16 protein-coding genes are annotated in these 20,909 nt (G+C 67.8%); 12 read left to right on the forward strand and 4 right to left on the reverse strand.

What is annotated here, in order from left to right; all coding sequences use genetic code 11:
* Positions 1-74: 74 nt before the first annotated feature.
* From CTB96_RS11910 to def, 3 genes are read left to right on the forward strand one after another with little or no spacing between them, the layout of a single operon-like run.
* Complete coding sequence (locus CTB96_RS11910) at positions 75-3,479, forward strand: pyruvate carboxylase (protein WP_110127114.1); 3,405 nt, start codon at positions 75-77, stop codon at positions 3,477-3,479.
* A gap of 55 nt (positions 3,480-3,534) precedes the next feature.
* A complete protein-coding gene (locus CTB96_RS11915; RefSeq protein WP_248283353.1) occupies positions 3,535-4,944 on the forward strand; it encodes a MinD/ParA family ATP-binding protein in 1,410 nt (469 codons plus the stop codon).
* A 60-nt stretch (positions 4,945-5,004) separates the two neighbouring features.
* Positions 5,005-5,496: a peptide deformylase gene (gene def, locus CTB96_RS11920; RefSeq protein ID WP_110127115.1), complete on the forward strand. Its 492-nt coding sequence runs from the start codon at positions 5,005-5,007 to the stop codon at positions 5,494-5,496.
* 23 nt (positions 5,497-5,519) lie between these two features.
* On the opposite strand, the gene CTB96_RS11925 is transcribed toward def, so the two are convergent.
* Positions 5,520-7,367 carry an AMP-dependent synthetase/ligase gene (locus CTB96_RS11925; RefSeq protein WP_110127116.1) on the reverse strand — a complete coding sequence of 616 codons (1,848 nt, stop codon included), beginning with the start codon at positions 7,365-7,367 and terminating at the stop codon, positions 5,520-5,522.
* A 200-nt stretch (positions 7,368-7,567) separates the two neighbouring features.
* On the opposite strand from CTB96_RS11925, the gene CTB96_RS11930 reads away from it, so the two are divergent.
* The 3 genes from CTB96_RS11930 to CTB96_RS11940 all read left to right on the forward strand — a co-directional run bounded on the left by CTB96_RS11930 (position 7,568) and on the right by CTB96_RS11940 (position 10,739).
* Positions 7,568-8,515 (forward strand): ROK family glucokinase, encoded by a 948-nt coding sequence (locus tag CTB96_RS11930; protein ID WP_110127117.1) that lies wholly within the window; start codon positions 7,568-7,570, stop codon positions 8,513-8,515.
* Between the two features lie 52 nt (positions 8,516-8,567).
* Positions 8,568-9,257 (forward strand): lysophospholipid acyltransferase family protein, encoded by a 690-nt coding sequence (locus CTB96_RS11935; RefSeq protein WP_110127118.1) that lies wholly within the window; start codon positions 8,568-8,570, stop codon positions 9,255-9,257.
* A gap of 138 nt (positions 9,258-9,395) precedes the next feature.
* Positions 9,396-10,739 carry a class II 3-deoxy-7-phosphoheptulonate synthase gene (locus tag CTB96_RS11940; protein WP_110127119.1) on the forward strand — a complete coding sequence of 448 codons (1,344 nt, stop codon included), beginning with the start codon at positions 9,396-9,398 and terminating at the stop codon, positions 10,737-10,739.
* Between the two features lie 185 nt (positions 10,740-10,924).
* On the opposite strand, the gene pknB is transcribed toward CTB96_RS11940, so the two are convergent.
* A complete protein-coding gene (pknB, locus tag CTB96_RS11945) occupies positions 10,925-12,856 on the reverse strand; it encodes a Stk1 family PASTA domain-containing Ser/Thr kinase (protein ID WP_110127120.1) in 1,932 nt (643 codons plus the stop codon).
* Between the two features lie 161 nt (positions 12,857-13,017).
* Positions 13,018-14,352 (reverse strand): LysM peptidoglycan-binding domain-containing protein, encoded by a 1,335-nt coding sequence (locus CTB96_RS11950; RefSeq protein WP_110127121.1) that lies wholly within the window; start codon positions 14,350-14,352, stop codon positions 13,018-13,020.
* A gap of 180 nt (positions 14,353-14,532) precedes the next feature.
* Here CTB96_RS11950 and CTB96_RS11955 point away from each other — a divergent pair, with 180 nt between their 5' ends.
* On the forward strand, positions 14,533-14,916 hold the full coding sequence (locus CTB96_RS11955; protein WP_181397247.1) for an Rv2175c family DNA-binding protein: 384 nt from the start codon (positions 14,533-14,535) through the stop codon (positions 14,914-14,916).
* Between the two features lie 80 nt (positions 14,917-14,996).
* On the opposite strand, the gene CTB96_RS11960 is transcribed toward CTB96_RS11955, so the two are convergent.
* On the reverse strand, positions 14,997-16,130 hold the full coding sequence (locus tag CTB96_RS11960) for a polyprenyl synthetase family protein (RefSeq protein WP_110127122.1): 1,134 nt from the start codon (positions 16,128-16,130) through the stop codon (positions 14,997-14,999).
* A gap of 73 nt (positions 16,131-16,203) precedes the next feature.
* On the opposite strand from CTB96_RS11960, the gene CTB96_RS11965 reads away from it, so the two are divergent.
* The 5 genes from CTB96_RS11965 (at position 16,204) to CTB96_RS11985 (ending at position 20,901) form a co-directional block, all read left to right on the forward strand.
* Complete coding sequence (locus tag CTB96_RS11965; RefSeq protein WP_110127123.1) at positions 16,204-16,584, forward strand: DUF3040 domain-containing protein; 381 nt, start codon at positions 16,204-16,206, stop codon at positions 16,582-16,584.
* A 355-nt stretch (positions 16,585-16,939) separates the two neighbouring features.
* Entirely contained in the window at positions 16,940-17,371 is a 432-nt protein-coding gene (mraZ, locus tag CTB96_RS11970) for a division/cell wall cluster transcriptional repressor MraZ (RefSeq protein WP_110127124.1), read from the forward strand.
* 135 nt (positions 17,372-17,506) lie between these two features.
* Positions 17,507-18,496 (forward strand): 16S rRNA (cytosine(1402)-N(4))-methyltransferase RsmH, encoded by a 990-nt coding sequence (gene rsmH / locus CTB96_RS11975; protein WP_110128458.1) that lies wholly within the window; start codon positions 17,507-17,509, stop codon positions 18,494-18,496.
* Complete coding sequence (gene ftsL, locus CTB96_RS11980; protein ID WP_110127125.1) at positions 18,493-19,089, forward strand: cell division protein FtsL; 597 nt, start codon at positions 18,493-18,495, stop codon at positions 19,087-19,089. The genes rsmH and ftsL overlap by 4 nt, the downstream gene beginning before the upstream one ends.
* A 33-nt stretch (positions 19,090-19,122) precedes the next feature.
* Positions 19,123-20,901: a peptidoglycan D,D-transpeptidase FtsI family protein gene (locus CTB96_RS11985; protein ID WP_248283354.1), complete on the forward strand. Its 1,779-nt coding sequence runs from the start codon at positions 19,123-19,125 to the stop codon at positions 20,899-20,901.
* The last annotated feature ends 8 nt before the right edge of the window (positions 20,902-20,909 follow it).

Raw genomic sequence — 20,909 nt, forward strand, 5'->3', positions numbered from 1 at the left:
TAGATACGTTACCTTCACTAGTCTTAGAGAACCTAACCGTCAGCTGTGTGCCGCTCCCGGATCGAAAGGTCTCTATGTTCACCAAAATCCTCGTCGCCAACCGTGGAGAGATAGCAATCCGCGCTTTTCGCGCCGCCTATGAACTGGGAGCGAAAACAGTCGCGGTTTTCCCATTCGAGGACCGCAATTCACTGCATCGGCTGAAGGCCGACGAAGCATACGAGATCGGCGAACCGGGTCACCCGGTGCGCGCCTACCTCGATGTCTCCGAGATCATCCGGGTCGCCCAGGAGAGTGGCGCAGACGCCATCTACCCCGGCTACGGCTTCCTCTCCGAGAACCCGGAGCTCGCCGAAGCGGCCAAGGCCGCCGGCATCACCTTCATCGGCCCCGGCTCGCACGTGCTCGAGATGGCCGGCAACAAGGTCACCGCCAAGGAGCACGCCATCGCGGCCGGTGTTCCCGTGCTCAAGTCCAGCGCGCCCTCGCGTGACGTTGAAGAGCTCATTGCCGCGGCCGAGGAGATCGGCTTCCCGATCTTCGCGAAGGCCGTCGCCGGCGGCGGCGGGCGCGGCATGCGCCGGGTCGCCACCATGGCCGACCTGCGCGGCTCCCTCGAAGAGGCCATGCGCGAGGCCAACAGTGCCTTCGGTGACCCGACCATGTTCCTCGAGCAGGCCGTGCTCCGCCCGCGTCACATCGAGGTGCAGATCCTGGCGGATGCCACGGGCGAGACCGTGCACCTGTTCGAGCGGGACTGCTCCGTGCAGCGCCGCCACCAGAAGGTCATCGAGATCGCACCGGCCCCGAACCTGCCCGAAGAGATCCGCCAGCGCCTGCACAAGGACGCCGTGGCCTTCGCCCGGTCGATCGGCTACGTCAACGCCGGCACCGTCGAGTTCCTGCTCGACACCGTGGGCGAGCGCGCCGGCCAGCACGTGTTCATCGAGATGAACCCGCGCATCCAGGTGGAGCACACCGTCACCGAAGAGGTCACAGACGTCGACCTCGTGCAGTCCCAGATCCGCATCGCTGCGGGGGAGACCCTTGCCGACCTCGGCCTGTCCCAGGACTCGATCAAGCTGCGCGGCTTCGCCCTGCAGTGCCGGATCACCACCGAGGACCCGACCGCGGGTTTCCGCCCCGACACCGGCCGGATCACCACCTACCGCTCACCGGGCGGCGCCGGCATCCGCCTCGACGGCGGCACCATCAACCCGGGTGCGCAGATCAGCCCGCACTTCGACTCGATGCTCGCCAAGCTCACCTGCCGAGGCCGCGACTACACCTCGGCCGTCACCCGCTCCAAGCGCGCCCTGGCCGAGTTCCGTATCCGCGGCGTCTCCACCAACATTGCGTTCCTGCAGGCCGTGCTCGAAGACCCCGACTTCGCTGCCGGCGACCTGAGCACCTCCTTCATCGACGAACGCCCGCAACTGCTGCGTGGCCGCGCCTCGAAGGACCGTGGCACCAAGATCCTCAACTGGCTGGCCGACGTCACCGTCAACCAGCCCAACGGTGTGCCCTTGACCCTGTTGAACCCGGCGGAGAAGCTGCCCAAGCTCGACCTCTCGGTGCCGGCGCCTGAGGGCTCCCGGCAGAAGCTGCAACTGCTCGGCCCGGTGGGCTTCGCGAGCGCCCTGCGCAACCAGACCGCCCTGGCCGTCACCGACACCACCTTCCGCGACGCCCACCAGTCACTGTTGGCCACCCGGGTGCGCACCAAGGACCTGGTCGCCGTAGCCCCGTACGTCGCCAGGCTCACCCCCGAGCTGCTCTCGGTCGAAGCCTGGGGTGGCGCCACCTACGACGTCGCCCTGCGCTTCCTCGGCGAGGACCCGTGGGAGCGTCTCGGCGCCCTGCGTGAGGCGCTGCCCAACATCAACATCCAGATGCTGCTGCGCGGTCGCAACACCGTGGGCTACACCCCGTACCCCACCGAGGTGACGGATGCGTTCGTGCGCGAGGCCAGCGACAGCGGTGTTGACATCTTCCGCATCTTCGACGCCCTCAACGACGTCAACCAGATGCGCCCCGCCATCGACGCCGTGCTCAACACCGGCACGAGCGTGGCCGAGGTGGCCGTCTGCTACACCGGCGACCTGCTCGACCCCGCCGAGAACCTGTACACGCTGGACTACTACCTGCGGCTCGCCGACCAGATCGTGGAGTCCGGCGCGCACATCCTCGCGATCAAAGACATGGCCGGTCTCCTCCGGCCCGCCGCCGCCGAGAAGCTCGTCGCGGCGTTCCGCGAACGCTTCGACCTGCCGGTGCACGTGCACACGCACGACACCCCCGGCGGCCAGCTGGCGACCCTGCTCGCGGCCTCCCGCGCCGGCGCCGACGCCGTCGACGTGGCCAGCGCCCCGATGGGCGGCACCACCAGCCAGCCGTCGGCATCCTCGTTGGTCGCCGCGCTCGCGCACACCGACCGCGACACCGGCATCTCGCTGAAGAACGTCTGCGACCTCGAACCCTACTGGGAAGACGTGCGCCGGGTGTACCACCCCTTCGAATCGGGCCTCCGCGCGCCGACCGGCCGGGTCTATAACCACGAGATCCCCGGGGGACAGCTCTCCAACCTGCGCACGCAGGCGGTGGCGCTGGGCCTGGCCGACGACTTCGAGCTGATCGAAGACATGTACGCGGCTGCCAACACCATCCTGGGCCGCGTGCCCAAGGTGACCCCGTCGTCGAAGGTCGTCGGTGACCTGGCGCTCTACCTGGCCGCGGTGAACGCCGATCCGGCCGACTTCGAAGCCAACCCGGCCAAGTACGACGTGCCGGAGTCGGTTGTCGGTTTCATGGCCGGCGAGCTCGGCGATCTGCCCGGCGGCTGGCCAGAGCCCTTCCGCTCGAAGGTGCTCGAGGGCCGGAACGTGCGGGTCAGCACCACCGACCTCACCGCAGAGGAGCGCACCGCGCTGGACGGCGACAGCCTCACCCGCCGGGAGATGCTTAACCAGCTGCTCTTCCCCGCGCCCACCCGGCACTACCAGCAGATCCGCGAACTGTTCGGTGACCTGTCTGTGGTCAACACCGTCGACTACCTCTACGGCCTGCGCCAGGGCACGGAGCACGTCATCGAGATCGACAAGGGCGTGGTGCTCTACGTCGGCCTCGAAGCCATCGGTGAGGCCGACGACAAGGGCATGCGCACTGTCATGACCATCCTCAACGGTCAGTTGCGGCCGGTCTTCGTGCGTGACCGCGGCATCGCGGTGGAGGCCAAGGTCGCCGAGAAGGCCGACGCCAACCAGCCCGGCCAGGTCGCCGCACCGTTCTCCGGTGTGGTCACCCTGCAGGTGGCGGAGGGCGACCACATCGTGGCCGGTCAGAGCGTCGCCTCGATCGAAGCCATGAAGATGGAAGCGGCGATCACTTCGCCGATCGCGGGGGTCGTGGAGCGGGTGGCGATCCCGAAGACGCAGCAGGTCGATGCGGGTGACCTCCTCGTGGTGGTGCGTCCGCGCTAGGCTGAGGCCTGATTTGGGGCCGGTTGGCGGCCCGCTGAGTGACGAGGAGTCTGTTGTGACAGACAAACGGACCGACGATGCCTACCCGCACGACGAGGGTGACGGCGAACTCGCCCCGGCTACGGCCGGGGCGGGCGGCGCCGACTCCGGCGTGCGCGCGGGCGACGAGTATCACAGCGAACTGCCGCCGCACACCTACGACAACCTCGCAGCCGCGCTGCCGGACAGCCTCTCCGTACCGCTCAGCGGCGGTCCGCGGTCCGCTGTTGCCCGCAGCTCAGACCCCGGCTCCGGCGTGACACGCCCGAACCCGGCCCGGTCGGTTCCGGTTCGGTCCACCCCGACGGCGGCGAACGCCGCCCATCCCGGTACCCACACCATCGAGATCCTCACCCCCCAGCGCGCGAGCGAGACGGCCGTCCCGGTAGGGGCCGCCGCTGCCGCGCTGTCGCTGAGTACCGGCCCGACCGGCGCGCCCACCGCCAGCCGCAGGGACCGGTCCCGCTCCGACGCCGTCGCGCCGGAGTCGGCATCGATGCTCACCTCGGACCGGTTGCTCGAGGTGAACCGGCGCACCCGCCGGGCGCCCCAGGGCGGTTGGAACCGGTTCGTCTACAACGCCTCCTTCCACCTGATCAACCTCGGCGACTCCGCCGCCGTGAAGGCCCACCAGGCCATGGACGAACGCATCCGCAAGCAGTTCGAGGGCGGCGCCCGATTCGTGCCGATCCTCACCCGCAAGGGCGGAGTGGGTAAGACCACCGTCACAGCGCTGCTCGGCATGGCGCTGGCCGATGCCAGGGAAGACCGGATCATCGCCGTCGACGCCAACCCCGACCGCGGCACCCTGAGCGAGCGGGTCGCCAAGCAGACCCGGTCCACCGTGCGGGATGTCGTCACCAAGGCCGCGTCTATCGGCGGCTTCACCGATTTCTCCGCATTGGTCTCCCGGGACGAAACCCGGCTGGACATCCTGGCCAGTGACACCGACCCACTCTTGAGCGAGGCGTTCGACGAGAACGACTACAACGTCGTCGCCGACCTCGCCGCCCGGTTCTACTCGATCGTGCTCACCGACTGCGGCACCGGCATCGTGCACTCGGTCATGCGGGCCACCCTGCAGCGCGCCGATTCGATCGTCATCGTCTCCGGCGGCAGTGTGGACGAGGCCCGGCTGGCGTCGGAGACCCTCACCTGGCTCGAAGCCAACGGTTACGGCGACCTGGTGCGGAACGCCATCGTGGCGCTGAACACCGCGACCCAGGGCACCAACCTGGTCAAGCTCGAAGAGATCGAGTCGCATTTCCGCTCCCGGGTGCGCGAGATCGTGCGCATCCCGTACGACCCGCAGCTGGCCGCCGGCAGTGTGGTGTCGTATAAGAACCTCAAGCCGATCACCCGCCTGGCCGCGCGTACCCTCGCCGCCCTGGTCGTCGAAGGCCTGCCGGCCGAACGACGCGTCTGACCGGCCAGCACCGTCCTGTCCCGCCCCGTCCTGTCCCGCCCCTAGGAAGAAAGCTTCATCGTGCCCGAACGCCCCATTCGCCTCCTGGGCGATCCCGTCCTGAAGACCCGGTCAGAACCCATCGGCGAGATCGACGCCAGGGTGCGTGGACTCGTGGACGATCTGGTCGACAGCGTGAAACTGCCGGGCAGGGCCGGCGTCGCGGCGTCCCAGATCGGCGTGAACCTGCGTGCGTTCAGCTACAACATCGACGGCGATATCGGCTACATCCTCAACCCCGTCATCGTCGAGCTCTCCGGTGAACCCGAACTCGTCGACGAGGGCTGCCTGTCCGTGCCAGGTCTCTGGTACCCGACCAAGCGGTATCCGTTCGCCCGCGTCACCGGCACCGACCTCGACGGGGAGCCGATCGAGGTCGCGGGTTCCGGTCTGATGGCGCAGGCGCTGCAACACGAAACCGACCACCTGGACGGGCTGCTCTACCTCGACCGGCTCGACAAGGAGAACCGCCGGGCGGCGATGAAGGAAGTCCGCGAGTCGGACTGGTTCTAGGCTCGCCGCCCGGCGGGGGAGTCTCAGTCCTGCACTGACTCCCGCACCGGCACAGCGGCTGTCATCGGGTTGGCGCCGTAGAGGTTCTGCACCTCGGCGGCGAAGTCACGCATGATCACGTCGCGCTTGATGCTCATCTTCGGGGTGAGGTGCCCGCCGGCCTCGGTGAATTCGATCGGCAGGATGACGAACTTGCGGATCGACTCCGCCCGCGACACCGATTCGTTGGCGTGGTCGATCGCGCGTTGCACCTCGGCCAGCACCTTCGGGTTCACCGACGCATCGGTCAGCGACAGGTCGGCATCCTCATGGTTGTTGTGCAACCAGACCGGCAACATCTCCGGGTCGAGGGTGACCAGGGCCGCGATGAACGGCTTCTGGTCGCCCACAACGACGACCTGGCCGATCAGCGGGTTCGAGCGGATGGGATCCTCGAGGCCGGCCGGGGCGACGTTCTTGCCGGCAGCGGTGACGATGATCTCCTTCTTGCGGCCGGTGATGGTCAGGAAGCCCTCGGCGTCGAGGTCGCCGATATCCCCGGTCTTCAACCAGCCGTCGTCGAACGCGGCCGCTGTGGCCTCGGGGTTCTTCCAGTACTCGGTGAAGACGTTCACACCCTTCACCTCGACTTCGCCGTCATCCATGACCCGCACAGAGACGCCCGGCAGTGCCGGACCGACACTGCCGATCTTCGACTTGGTGGCCAGGTTCACTGTCGCCGGCGCGGTGGTCTCGGTGAGGCCGTAACCCTCGAGGATCACGATGCCCAGGCTGTGGAAGAAGTGGCCGAGATGCGCGCCGAGCGGAGCGGAGCCGGACACGGCGAACTTCACGTTGCCGCCCATCGCCGTGCGCAGCTTGCTGTAGACCAGCCGGTCGAACAGGGCGAACTTGACCTTCATGCCCAGCGGGATCTTCTCACCGGCTTCGACCAGCTTGGAGTGCGCGACGGCGACCTCGGAGGCGGCCTGGAAGATCTTGCCCTTGCCACCGGTCTCCGCCTTCTGCTCGGCGGAGTTGTAGACCTTCTCGAAAACCCGGGGCACGGCCAGCAGGAAGGTGGGCTTGAAGCTGCCCAGCGACGGCAGCAGCTGCTTGGTGTCCGGCTGGTGGCCGACCCGCACCCCGCCGTGCACGCAGAGCACGGCGATGAACCGGGCGAAGACGTGCGCGGTGGTGATGAACAGCAGGGTGGATGCGCCCTTCTCGTCGGTCAAGACGGGCTTGAGCGCGATCCCGGCGTTGCGGCTGGTCTCGACGAAGTTGGCGTGGCTGAGCACACAACCCTTCGGCCGGCCGGTCGACCCCGAGGTGTAGATCAGCGTCGCCATGTCGGAGGCCACGGCCAGACGGCGTCGGCGCTCGATCTCGGCATCCGCCACATCGACACCGCGGGCGGCGAGCTTGTCGAGGTCGCCGAGGTCGATCTGCCAGACCGTCTCGACGCTGGGCAGGTCAGGGTGCACCTCGTCGAAGCGGGCGAAGTGCTCAGCGGTCTCGACCAGGAGCGACGTTGCTCCGGAGTCACTGAGAATCCACTGGATCTGGCTGGGAGAGCTGGTTTCGTACACCGGAACGAGCACGGCACCGGCGAACCAGACGGCGAAGTCGATCAAGGTCCACTCGTAGCGGGTCTTGCAGATCAACCCGATCTTGTCGCCCGGTTGGATACCGGCGGCGACGAATCCCTTGGCCAGGGCCAGGACGTCGGCGTGGAACTCCCTGGTGGTCACCGGCAACCAGCCGTTGCGGCCGTCCGGGCGGGAGAACAACACCAGATCGGGGGTCAGGGCGAGACGGTCGACCAACAGGTCGGTGACGTTCGCGTTCGGGTCGGCGGTAACGACGGCGGGCTCATCGAACTGTTTCACGGTAACTCCTTTGGCACCGGACGGGTAAGTGCGACCACTCTAGCCGGTGCTACAGCGTGAGTATGCGATTCTCCCGGCGGCATACTCTTTTACTACACTCTAGGGGGTGCCTCCTCGGTCGTTCAGGTCGCTCTCGCGCCCAGGGCCGCATCGACGGTCCGAGAACCCCACTGAAGCTCCACCAACGAAAGGTGTCAGTCGTGCACGCCATTGGGATTGACATCGGCGGGACCAAAATCGCCGGTGCCCTCGTCGACGAATTCGGGACCATTCTCAAGTCGGACCGTCGACCGACCACCGCCACCGACCCCCGCGGGATCGAAGACGCCGTCGTTGCGATGATCGAGAGCCTGTCCGTCGGCGAAGACGTAATCGCCGCCGGTGTCGCCGCTGCCGGGTTCATCGACGCCGCACAGTCGACCGTCTACTACGCCCCCAACATCAACTGGCGCAACGAGCCGTTGCGCGAGAAGCTCGAGGCCCGGCTGCCGCTGCCCATCATCGTGGAGAACGACGCCAACGCCGCCGGCTGGGCCGAGTTCTGCTTCGGCGCCGGCCGGCTGTACAGCGACATGGTCACCCTCACCATCGGCACCGGCGTCGGCGGGGCCATCGTGTCCCGGGACCGACTCTTCCGCGGCGGTTTCGGCGTCGGCGCCGAACTCGGCCACCTGCGCGTCGTGCCGGACGGCCTGCCCTGCGGTTGCGGTGCGCACGGCTGCATCGAGCAGTACGGGTCTGGCCGCGCACTGCTGCGCATCGCCAACGAGTTCGCGGATGCCGGCGGCATCGGACTCGGCCTCGCCGAGGCGCGCAGCACGAAGGGCGAACTCACCGGCGCCGATGTCGGCGAGTTCATCCAGGCCGGGGACCCCGGCGCCCTCGCCGCACTGCGCCAGCTCGGCACCTCGCTCGGCCAGGCCTGCGCCAGCCTCGCCGCGGTGCTCGACCCACAGGTGTTCGTCTTCGGCGGCGGCGTTGCCTCGGCCGGTGAACTGCTGCTCGAGCCCATCCGGGCCGCATACCTGGCCAACCTGCCCGCCCGCGGCTACCACCCCGAAGCCGAGTTCGCCACCGCGGAACTGGTCAACGACGCCGGCGTCGTCGGCGCCGCCGACCTCGCCCGCCGACACGTCACCGGTGAGTAGAGTGTCGGTTGGTGGCAATCGCCGGCCGGCACCCGCTCGAGTAAGGACACCGATGTTCTACTGGTTCATGAAGAACGTCGTCGCCGGCCCCATCCTGCTCAGCCTCTTCCGGCCGTGGGTGATCGGCCTCGAGAACATCCCCAAGCAGGGCGGAGTGGTGCTCGCGAGCAACCATTTGTCGTTCATCGACTCGGTGTTCCTGCCCCTCGTGGTCTCCCGCCGGGTCGTGTTCCTCGCCAAGAGCGAGTACTTCACCGGCACCGGGCTCAAAGGCTGGGCGACCCGCCAGTTCTTCAAGGCCACCGGCCAGCTGCCCATCGACCGCTCCGGCGGCAAGGCCTCAGAAGACTCCCTCAACACCGGCCTGGCGGTGCTGAACGGCGGGGGAGCCCTCGGCATCTACCCGGAGGGCACCCGCAGCCCGGACGCCCGCATGTACCGCGGTCGCACCGGCGTGGCCCGGATGGTGCTCGAGGCCGGCGTGCCCGTCGTCCCCGTCGCCATGATCGACACCGAGAAGGCCATGCCCACCGGCACCCGCATCCCCAAGGTGCGCCGGATCGGCATCGTGATCGGCAAGCCGCTGGACTTCAGCCGGTTCCAGGGAATGGAGGGCGACCGCTTCGTGTTGCGCTCCGTGACGGATGAGCTGATGTACGAACTGCGCCACCTGAGCGACCAGGAATACGTGGACGTGTATGCCACCAGCGTCAAGGAGAAGCGCGCCAGCCTTTCACGCTAGGCTCGAATGATCCCCATAATCCGTGCTGGGTCCCTTGATCCAGTCCGTTTCCATGCAGCATCCCCCGGCCTGCTCACGCAGGCCGCAGAAGAGAAAAACAGGCTCAGTCCCGTGGTAGACCCCACCGAACCGGTAGTAATGGCAGACAAATCTGTGATTGCCGGCCTGGACTATTGGCGCACGCTTCCCATCAAGCAGCAGCCCGCCTGGCCGGATGCCGACGCCGTCGCGGCGGCCTCAGCCGAGTTGGCCACCCAGCCGCCGCTGGTCTTCGCCGGCGAGGTCGACATCCTGCGCGACCGGCTGGCCCAGGCCGCCCGCGGTGAGGCGTTCCTGCTGCAGGGCGGTGACTGCGCCGAGACCTTCAGCGGCGCCACCGCGGAGCAGATCCGCAACCGGGTGAAGACAGTGCTGCAGATGGCCGTCGTGCTCACCTACGGCGCCTCCATGCCCGTGGTCAAGATGGGCCGCATGGCCGGGCAGTTCGCGAAGCCCCGCTCCAGCGACTTCGAGACCCGCGGCGACGTCACCCTGCCCGCCTACCGCGGCGACATCGTGAACGGCTACGACTTCACCCCGGAGTCCCGCGAAGCGGACCCCGACCGGCTGGTCAAGGCGTACCACACGAGCGCATCCACCCTCAATCTCATTCGCGCCTTCACCCAGGGCGGCTTCGCCGACCTGCGCCAGGTGCACAGCTGGAACCAGGGCTTCGCCAAGAACCCCGCCAACCAGCGCTACGAGGGCCTGGCCAAGGACATCGACCGCGCGATCAAGTTCATGATCGCCTGCGGCGCCGACTTCGAGGCCATGCGCCGCACCGAGTTCTACACCAGCCACGAGGGCCTCCTGATGGACTACGAGCGCCCCATGACGCGCATCGACTCCCGCACCGGCACGCCGTACAACACCTCGGCGCACTTCGTCTGGATCGGCGAACGCACCAGGGAGATCGACGGCGCCCATGTGGACTTCCTGTCGCGCGTGCGGAACCCCATCGGCGTCAAGCTCGGCCCGAGCACGTCGATCGACGACATGCTGCGCCTGATCGACAAGCTCGACCCGAACCGCGAACCCGGCCGGCTCACCTTCATCACGCGGATGGGTGCGGGCAAGATCCGCGACGCCCTGCCGCCGCTGCTCGAGGCGATCAAGGCCAGCGACGCCATGCCGCTCTGGGTCACCGACCCGATGCACGGCAACGGCGTCACCACGCCCACCGGTTACAAGACCCGTCGGTTCGACGACGTCGTCGACGAGGTCAAGGGCTTCTTCGAGGCGCACCGGTCCGTCGGCACGCACCCGGGCGGCATCCACGTCGAGCTCACCGGCGACGACGTCACCGAGTGCCTCGGCGGTTCGGAGCACATCGATGAGGCCGCCCTGGCGACCCGGTACGAGTCGCTGTGCGACCCGCGCCTGAACCACATGCAGTCGCTGGAACTCGCGTTCCTGGTGGCGGAGGAACTAGCCGCACGCTAGCCTCGCACCGCCTGCATCACCCAGCTGCCCCGGTCCGGACGAGCTGCCCCGCTACACCGGGGCAACTCGTCCGGACCGGGGCAGTTCGCGTTCGGGACGTGCGTTCGGTTCGCGCGCCCCGCGTTGGTCGAGCTTGTCGAGACCTTGTGAGGGGCCCGAGTGTCGCGGTGATCGGCCGGAGCGCTCTAGGCGGAGAAGTTGACCTTGACGGTGGACCCGCGCGGCGCTGAGGTGCCGACGTCCGGGCTCACCTTGGTGACGGTGAACAGCCCGGGCAGCAGGTCAGCCGTGACGTTGTAGTCCAGGCGGAAGCCGGCAGCCTCGAGCACGCCCTTGGCCTCGGACCAGGCCTGGCCGATGACATCGGGCACCTCGACAGGCTCAGGCCCGCGGGAGACCGTCAGCGTGATGACGGAGCCCTCGCGGATGGGGCCGCTGCCGGCGGGAGCGGCCGAGATGACGTCGCCCTCCGGAACAGTCTCGCTGTAGGTCTCCTCACCCGCCTGGCCCTCCAGGCCCTGGTCGGCGAGGGTGTCGACCGCGTCGTCGAGCGACAGCCCGGTCACATCGGTGACATCGCCGAGCGAGACCGCGTAATTGATGGTGGAGCCCTCGAACGCGTCGCCGCCCTGCGAGACGTCGCCGCCGTCGCTGTCCCGGCTGGCGGAGATCACGAGACCTTCCTCGACGGAGTTGGAGAAGACCTCGTCAACGGTGCCGGGAACCGCCAGGGCGTCGGTGATCGCCGACGCCGCGGCATCCGGCGTGAGCCCGGCCAGCGCGGGCAGGGTGATGGGCTGTGGCCCCTGGGACACGTTGATCGTCACAGTGCTGCCCTTGGGCACCCTGGCGCCGTCACCCGGATCCGTGCCGACAACGAGGCCGGCCTCGATCTCGGTGCTGTATGCCGTTCCCGGCGCGGTGACCAGCCCGAGCGCTTCGAGCTGGGCGGAGGCATCCTCCGGCGAGGCCGATGTGAGCGACGGCACCTGGATCTCCGATCCGGGTCCGACACCGAAGTACCAGCCGGCACCGCCGGCGGCAGCGGCCAGGAAGATCACCAGGGCGAACCACCAGTAGCCGCGCCCGCGCCGCTTGCGAGCGGTCTCGGCGAGCTTGGTGACGTTGTCGGGCTCCTCGTCCTCAGCCACCGGCGGGGCGAGGGTGGCGGTCGCCAGGGGCGCCCGCCCCAGGATTTGGGTCTCAGCGTCGGCGGATGCCGCGGCGGCTCCACGGGGCAGCACCATCGTGGCCTGCATGGCGGTGTCGCTGGGCCGCACGAGCTTCTCCACCTCGAGCAGTTGGTCGAGCATCACCCGGGCGTCGCGCGGGCGTTCCTCCGGGTCGCGGGCGGTGGCCCAGAGCACCAGTTCGTCGAGCTCGAGGGGCACGCCCGGCGCCACCAGGCTGGGCATCGGCACGGTGTCGTTGGCGTGCTGGTAGGCCACCTGCATGGGCGCCTCGCCCACGTAGGGCTGCTCGCCGGTCAGCATCTCATAGGTCATGATGCCGAGGGCATAGATGTCACTGCGGGCATCGGCGATGCCGCGGGTGACGAGTTCGGGGGAGAGGTACGCGACCGTACCCAGCAGCGCCTGCCCGGTCGCGGTGTTGTTGTTCACGGCGCGGGCCAGCCCGAAGTCGCCGATCTTGATCCGGCCGTCGTCGGCCAGCAGCACGTTCTCCGGCTTGACGTCGCGGTGCACGATGCCGGCCTTGTGCGCGGCGGCGAGACCCGACAGCACGGCCTCGAGAATGTCCATGGTCTGCTCTGGCGTCAGCCGCCCGTAGTCCTTGAGCAGGTCGCGCAGCGTGATGCCGGGCAGGTGCTCCATCACCAGGTAGGCGATGTCGGCATCCTGGCCCTGGTCGAAGACGTTCACCACGTTGGGATGCGCCAGGCGGGCCGCCGAGCGGGCCTCCTGGATGAAGCGGCTGCGGAAGGCGTTGTCGTCGGCGAGGTGGCCGTGCATGATCTTGATCGCCACCCGGCGCTCGAGGCGCAGGTCGGTGGCGAGATACACGGTGGCCATGCCGCCGCGGGCGATCCGGGAGCGCACCTGATATCTGCCGTCGATGAGACGGCCGATCATGGGGTCTGTGGGGCTTTCGGTCACCCGTCGAGTCTACGGAATAGTCGGGGGATCCTCGGGATCTAAACGCCTGCGCGGCGGACACGATTCGGTCACCGTTGGTCGATCTGCCCGATTCAGGCCGGTCTTACGGTCAGCGGGCGTGCAGAGTGCTCCGCTCGGCAACCGACCGGGTCCGTGCCGGCTCAGCCGAGCTGGGCCAGCCAGCTCCGAGCGGATGCCTCCCAGTTGGCGTACAGGTCCGGGTAGCCGGAGATCTGCACGGCCTGGGCGGCCTGGGTCACCGACATGGCTTCCCAGCCCGGAATGTCGAGCAAGCCACGGGTGACGCCGGGGTTGGGGTTGACCGGCCCGCCGAAGAACGCGCGGCTGGCGCGCTCGGCGTCCATTACCTCGGCCTCCGTGCCCCAGCCGGAGCTCGGACGCTGCTGGAACAGGCCGAGCGAGTCGCGGTCGCCGTAGTCGAGATTGCGCAGGCCAGACTCTTGCGCTGCGGCGGCGAGTGCGACGACCAGTGCGGCATCGGTGGCGCCGGCCTGGCGGCCGACGGCGATGATCAGCCGGGCGTTCTCGGCCATCTCTGCGGTGAGTTCGTAGACGGTGTCGCGTGCCGGAGCCTGGATCGGGGTCGGTGTCGGAGTGATGACAACGGCCGGGGCGGCGTCGAGCACCGGCGCCCCGCCGGGGATGGTCAGCGACTGGCCGGGGTAGATGATGCTGGAGTAGCCCAGCCCGTTGGCCTCGAGGACGGCCTGCACGGTGACGCCGGCTGAGCTGGCGATCTTGTCGACGGTGTCCCCGGCGACCACGGTGTGGCTGCCAGGGGTGATCGGGGTGACGGCCGAAACGGCGACGGCCGAGCTGGCCGCCGGGGCGGCGGACGAACCGGCGGCAGGGAGCACGATGACCTGGCCGGGGAAGATGATGCTGCCCGGTCCCAGGCCGTTCGCGCTGAACACGGCGTCGGTGGGCACGCCGTGGGCGGCGGCGACGCCGCTGAGCGTGTCGCCGGACTGGATGGTGTACCGGGTGATCTCGGTCGACACCGGGGTGGGTGCAGCTGCAACGTTCAGTGCGGTGGTGGAGAGGGTGAGCACCTGGCCGGGGAAGATCACGGCGGACCAGCCGAGGCCGTTCAGGGCGAGTACGGATGCCGTCGACAGGCCGAACCGGCCGGCGATGGCGCTGATGGTGTCGCCGTCGACGACCGTGTACTGGCTGGGGGCCGCGGCGACACTGGCCGGTTGCACGGCCTGCACCGGCTTGATCGCCGTCTGCGGCAGGGTGGTGCGGCTCTTCAGCGGCTTTTTCACGGCGGTGGCGGCCTGCGCAGGCGAGGCCAGGTTGAGCACGATGGCGATGGTGCTGACCACGACGAGCGGGATGCTCGCGATGGTGCCCAGCGAGCGGCGCACCCCGGTCGGGCTCGGCCGGTGCCGGGCAGGGGTTGAGCTGGTCGTCTCGACGGGGGAGTCCTGGTGGACCTTTCCCGCTTCGAACTTGCTGGCTCTGGCCGACATTTCACACCCAATCGATAGTTGACTCGTCCTCAACGCTGACACAGAAGGCAAGCCGAGTCAATTAACCACGCGGGTGGCCTGCCGGATGGTTGCCGAAATACTGAAAATGGCCGCTCAGGCCCGTCAATCGGGCCCGACAGGGGGTTTGTCGGCGATCCCGAATCGTGGGAAGCTTGACGGGTGACCGATTCGCATTCCGTTCAACCGCATTCAGTTCCTTCCTCCGACTCGGCTGATGCCGGCCCCGCGTGGCTCGCCATCCCCGACCTCGTCGAGATTCTGGGCCTCAGCACCAGCCGGGTGCGCCAGCTCATCGAGGACAAGCACCTCCTCGCCGTGCGCCGTGAGGGCAAGATCAGCGTGCCCGCCTCCTTCATCCGTGACGGTGCGCCGCTGGGTGAGCTGCGCGGCACCCTGATCGTGCTCTCCGACGACGGGTTCACCGACGAGCAGGCCATGGAGTGGCTGCTCGAGGTCGACGACAGCCTCGGCGTGCCGCCCATCGACGCGCTCCTGGCCGGTCGAAAGGCCGAAGTGCGCCGTGTGGCGCAGGCGCTCGCCTGATCTGACGAACTCGCCTGAGCTGACGAGGTGACTGAGCTGACTGGCCGGACTGGCCAGCCGGTTCTGGCGGGCCCGGCTGCCTAGAACGCTCGGCGGGTCACCGTTCCGGCGAAATCGGTCAGCGCCGTGACCACGCCGGGTGCCACGGAGGAGCCGGCCAAGGCCGCCAGGGCCTGGGCCACGTTCTGCTGGATGAGCGTCTCCACACGGTCAACCGCGCCGCTGTCGACGATGATCTGCTGAAGGGTCACGATCTGCTCCGGGGTGAGGTCGTCCCGTCCGAGCAGGCGATCGACGGTGCCGAGCGCCGCGGCGTCCAGGCGCTCCCTGGCCAGCGCGATCAGCACAGTGCGCTTTCCCTCGCGCAGGTCGTCACCGCTGGGCTTACCGGTGACAACCGCGTCACCGAACACCCCGAGCAGGTCGTCGCGCAGCTGGTATGCGATGCCGAGCGGCAGGCCGAACGCGCGCAGCACATCCAGGTGGTCGTCATCGGCTCCGGCCAGAGCCGCACCGATCACGAGTGGCGCCTGCACGCTGTACTTGGCCGACTTGAAGACGATGACCCGGATGGCGCGGTCCAGCAGCTCGGCTTCGGGCTGGGTGAGCCAGGCGCGTTCCTCCAGGATGTCGAGATACTGGCCGGCCGTGACTTCAGTGCGCATCAGGTTGAACTGGGCCCTGGCGCGGCGGGCACTGGTGCGGTCCGGAGCATCGTCGAGGCCCTCGTCGAGCAGCTCGTCGCTCCAGCCCAGCAGCAGGTCGCCGAGCAGGATCGCCGAGGCGCGGCCGAAGTCGGCCGGGCTTCCCGCCCAGCCCTCGGCGCCGTGCAGGGCCTCGAAACGACGATGGGCCGACGGTGCCCCCCTGCGGGTGTCGGAGTTGTCGATGATGTCGTCGTGCACGAGCGCTGCGGCATGGAAGATCTCCAGCGCGGCGGCGGCCGAAACCAGGCCGGCCAGGCCGTCGGGAAGCGTGGGGGAGAGCCCCGCCCCGGCGGGCGTCTGCAGCCCAACAGCCGGCACCGGTACGCTCTGCCAGCCGAGGTGGGCGAACTGCGCTCTGAAGCGCTTTCCGCCGCTGAGAAACTGCCGTGAGAACTCAACCAGCACGGTCACGTCCGGGCTGATGGTCGTCACAATTGATTCACGCGTATTGATGAATTCGTCGATACGAGAATGAACCAGATCGACCAGTCGAGTGCTTTCAGCCACCTGCCTAGCCTAGCCATCTCGGCGGGACTAGAATTAGGGTCTAATCCGCTCGATCCCCAATTGGAGGAATGAGATGCCGCTTTCAGAACAAGAGCAGCGACTCCTCGAAGAGATGGAGCGCAGTCTCTATCACAACGATGCCGAATTCGTGGCGAGTGTCGGGGGCACCCGTCTTCGCCCCAACTACCGCTCCATAGTTCTCGGGGTGCTCGCCGGTGTCGTGGGAATCGCGACTCTTGTGGCCGGGGTTGCGATGCAGCAGCTCTGGCTGGGCATCGTCGGATTCATCATCATGTTCGGTGGCGTGCTGCTCGCGATCACACCCGGTCGCACGGCGAGGGCGACGCGGCCCTCGGCCGGCTCGTCCAGTCGGCCGACGCAGGCACGCAGCCAGCAGGGCTTCATGGACAAGCTCAATGACCGTTGGGACCGCCGCCAGGACGGCCAGCAGTAACCGGAGTTCTCCGCAGAAGCGCCCGCCCCCCTCATCGGGATGGCGGGCGTTTTCTTGTTAACGCTCGGTCTTGATGCTCGGTGTTGATGCTGGGCCGCACGCGGCCCCACCCGCCTCCCTTTTCCCCCACCCGAACGCGCACGCGGGCCGGCCAGCAGGCCGGTCCTTTTTTTATGCCCGAAATCTCGCCAGACTGCGCCAAAACATGGGATTCTCCTCCACCGCGTCGTTCCGCGTGTTTCCAGGGAATAATTAGGCAACTTCGCAGCAATATCCCGCATTTTCCAGACGCGGTGGTTGATAGTGGAGTAAAGTGGAGCAACACCTGACCTTGGCCGGAAGAGAGGGGTGATGAATGTTCCTCGGGACCTATGCCCCCAAGCTCGACGAAAAAGGACGCGTCATCCTGCCGGCCAAGTTCCGCGAGGAGCTCTCTACCGGGATCGTCATGACCCGCGGTCAGGAGCGGTGCCTCTACGTCTTCACCAACCGTGATTTCGACGAGGTCCACGAGAAGATCCGCCAGGCGCCGATCACCAGCAAGGAGGGGCGCGACTTCTTCCGCGTCTTCCTGTCCGGTGCCAGCGCCGAAACCCCCGACAAGCAGAACCGGGTCACCATCCCCGCCAACCTGCGGGCCTACGCCGGCCTCGGCCGCGACCTCACCGTCATCGGTGTCGGCACGCGCGTCGAGATCTGGGACACCGAGGTCTGGGAGGCGTACCTCGCCGAGCAGGAATCCTCGTTCGCCAACATCACGGAGGAGGTGATTCCGGGACTCTTCTAGCTCCTGGTGCCCGACTCCCAGCCGTTTGCCTCCTGACACACTTCCCCGGTGCCAGGCAGAACGGATGGGGATCAGGCAGCAGGATCCGCCCCGGTAGCTATGAACAACGACACGAACAACAACCCGAACGACGAGATGACCAACAACACCCCCGCCAGCCCGGCCGACCGGCCGCAGCTGAACGAGATCCACGTGCCGGTGCTACTCGAGCGCAGCATCGAACTGCTCGGCCCGGCCATCGAGAAGCCCGGTGCGGTCCTCGTCGACGCCACCCTCGGCATGGGCGGCCACGCCGAAGCCATGCTGACCCGCTTTCCCGGCCTCACCCTGGTGGGCCTGGACCGTGACCTCGACGCGCTGGCCGTCGCCGAAGAGCGGCTCAAGCCGTTCCAGGGCCGTATCCACCTGGTGCACACCGTCTACGACGGCATCCTCGACGCCCTCGCCGGCCTCGGCATCGACGAGGTTCAGGGAGTCCTCTTCGACCTCGGAGTGTCGAGCATGCAGCTCGACCAGGTGGAGCGCGGCTTCTCCTACTCCAAGGACGCACCGCTGGACATGCGCATGGACAGCACCTCGCCGCTCACGGCCGAACGCATCCTCGCCGAGTACAGCGAAGCCGACCTCCGCCGCATTTTCCAGGAGTACGGCGAAGAGAAGCTCGCCGGCCGGTACGCCAAGGCGATCGTCGAAGCCCGCTCCACCACCCCGTTCGTGCGCTCTGCCCACCTGGTCGAGGTCATCACCAAGGTCACCCCCGTCGCCGTGCAGCGGATGGGGCACCCCGCCAAGCGGGTCTTCCAGGCACTCCGTATCGAGGTCAACCAGGAACTGGCCGTTCTCGAACGTGCCATCCCCGCCGCGATGGAGGCTGTCGCCGTCGACGGTCGCATCGTCTCGATGGCCTACCAGTCGCTCGAAGATCGCATCGTGAAGCGGATGTTCGCCGCCGCGTCGACCTCGAGTGCTCCCGCCGGTCTCCCGGTGGAACTTCCGGAACACAAACCACTGTTCACCCTGCTCATCCGTGGTGCCGAGCTGGCATCCGAAGATGAGCGGGCGATCAACCCCCGTGCAACGTCGGTTCGCCTGCGTGCCGCGCAACGACTGAGGAGAGCCGAATGAGCGACAACCTGGCCCGCGTATTCGAATCGGCACCGCTCGGTCCGAACGAACTCAACCCGCGCCTGCCCGGCGCCGACGAACGTCGCCACATCGAGATCGTCAGCCCGAGCGCGCACAAGCGCCCCCGGGTGGTCTACGCGCTGTCCGCCGTCGCCTGCGTCGGTGCGATCATCGTGGCGCAGCTGCTGCTCAGCGTCGGCATCTCCCAGGGTGCCTACGAGATCTCGGCACTGCGCGCCAGCCAGGTCGAACTCGGCCGCACCGCGGACAGCGTCAGCGAGGACCTGATCAGGGTCTCCTCTCCGCAGAGCCTGGCCGCCAACGCCGAAGCGCTGGGCATGATCACCAACTCGAACTCCGCCTACCTCCGGCTCTCCGACGGCGCGGTCCTCGGCGCTCCCAGCTCCGCCAGCGGCAGCCAGGCCGGCGCAGCCAGCCTGGTACCGAACTCCCTGCTCGCCGGCGTGCCGCTCGTCACCCAGGTTCCCGCCGGGGGACAGGGCGCCAGCGTCGCATCAACGGTTCCCACCGGAACCTCCGCGCCGGCTGCGGTTGCCGTGACAGACGGCCTGCCGTCGCCGACAACGCGCTAATTATCGGTACTGTCCGATAACAGGAGGTCTCACGTGGCGAGAACAAATATGTCCAGCAAGCGCCGGATCGCAGCGACCGTTGTCGTGCTTTTCGCGATCATCGGGCTTTTCGTGGTGCGCCTCGTCGATATCCAGGTGGTGCGCGCCGACAGCCTGAGCGCCGACTCGCTCGGCAACCGCTCGGTGGAGAAGACCGTGTACGGTTCCCGCGGCGAAATCGTCGACGCCAACGGGGTCGTGCTGGCGGGCACCGTGATGCGATACGACGTCGTCGTGTCGCCCAAGAACACCAGCACCTTCACCCGAACGGTGGATTCGAAGGATGTCTCGATCTCCGTGGCCGACGCGGCCGCCGAGATCGGCGCCATCACCGGCCAGACCGGCGACGCCGTGCAGACCATCGTGACCGATTCCCTGGCCGACAACCCTGACTCCGACTTCGCGTACATCACCCGGCAGGTCGACGTCGACGCCTTCCGCGCCCTCGAAGCCCTCGACATCCCCTGGTTGTACCTCTACCAGAACCCCAGCCGGGTCTATCCCAACGGGGCCGTCGCCGGCAACATCGTCGGTTTCGTCTCCGGCGAGGGCGAGGCCCAGGCCGGCCTGGAGCTCGGCGAGGATTCCTGCCTGGCCAGCAACAACGGTATCGAGACCTATGAACGCGGCGCGGACGGGGTGCGGCTGCCGGAGAGCACGGTGACCACCAAGGCCGCCGTCGACGGCAGTGACGTCGTCACCACCATCGATTCCGACCTGCAGTGGTTCGTGCAGCAGGTTCTCGCCGAGCAGGCGCAGGCCACCGGCGCGGCCTGGGGCAACGTCATCGTGCAGGAGGTCAAGACCGGCAAGCTCGTCGCCGTGGCCGACTACCCCAGCGTCGACCCCAACAACGTGAGCGCCACCACCGACCCCGACGACCGTGGATCACGCGCATTCAGCGCCTCCTACGAACCGGGCTCGACCTTCAAGGCCCTCACCGCCGCCTCCGTTCTCGACGCCGGCCTGGCCACCCCGAACTCCCAGATCGTGGCCCCGTTCCGCTACCTGCCGGAGAACGGCGCCAACATCAACGACAGCTCCGGTCACGGTGACCTGCGGCTCACCCTCACCGGTGTGCTGATCGAGTCATCCAACACCGGCATGTCGAAGTTCGGCGAACTGCTCAGCGATCAGCAGCGCTACGACTACATGACCAAGTTCGGCATCGGCACCGAAACCGAGACCGCGTTCCCTGGCGAGGACACCGGCATCCTGCACCCCGCCGACGAGTGGGACAACCAGACCGAATACGCCACCATGTTCGGCCAGGGCCTGACCACGACGGCGCTGCAGATGTCCAGCGTCTACCAGACCATCGCCAACGGTGGTGTGCGCATGCCCGTGCAGCTGGTGTCGGGCTGCCGCGCCGCTGACGGCACCCTCACCGAGGTTCCGGCCGCCGACGGCACCCAGGTGGTGTCGGCCTCCGCAGCGCGCGACACGGCCGACATGCTCGAGATGGTCTACCAGAAGGGCTGGCTCGCCAATGTCTGGGATATTCCCGGTTACCGCGTCGCCGCCAAGACCGGTACAGCCCAGATGCCAGACGGCAACGGCGGCTACACCAAGGGGTACCTGGTGTCGGTGTCGGGCTTCGCCCCGGCCGACGATCCGCAGTACGTCGTTTCGGTGAGTCTGGCCGACCCTGTTAACATGAATTCGTCAGCAGCGTCCGCTCCGATCTTCCAAGAGGTCATGAGTCAGGTGCTGAAAAAGTACCGGGCAGTTCCCTCGGGCGCCGCCGCGCCTGATCTCTCCGGTACCTGGTAAGAAAGTGA

Origin of the sequence: Cryobacterium arcticum (assembly GCF_003185895.1) — a bacterium.
Lineage (GTDB): Bacteria > Actinomycetota > Actinomycetes > Actinomycetales > Microbacteriaceae > Cryobacterium > Cryobacterium arcticum.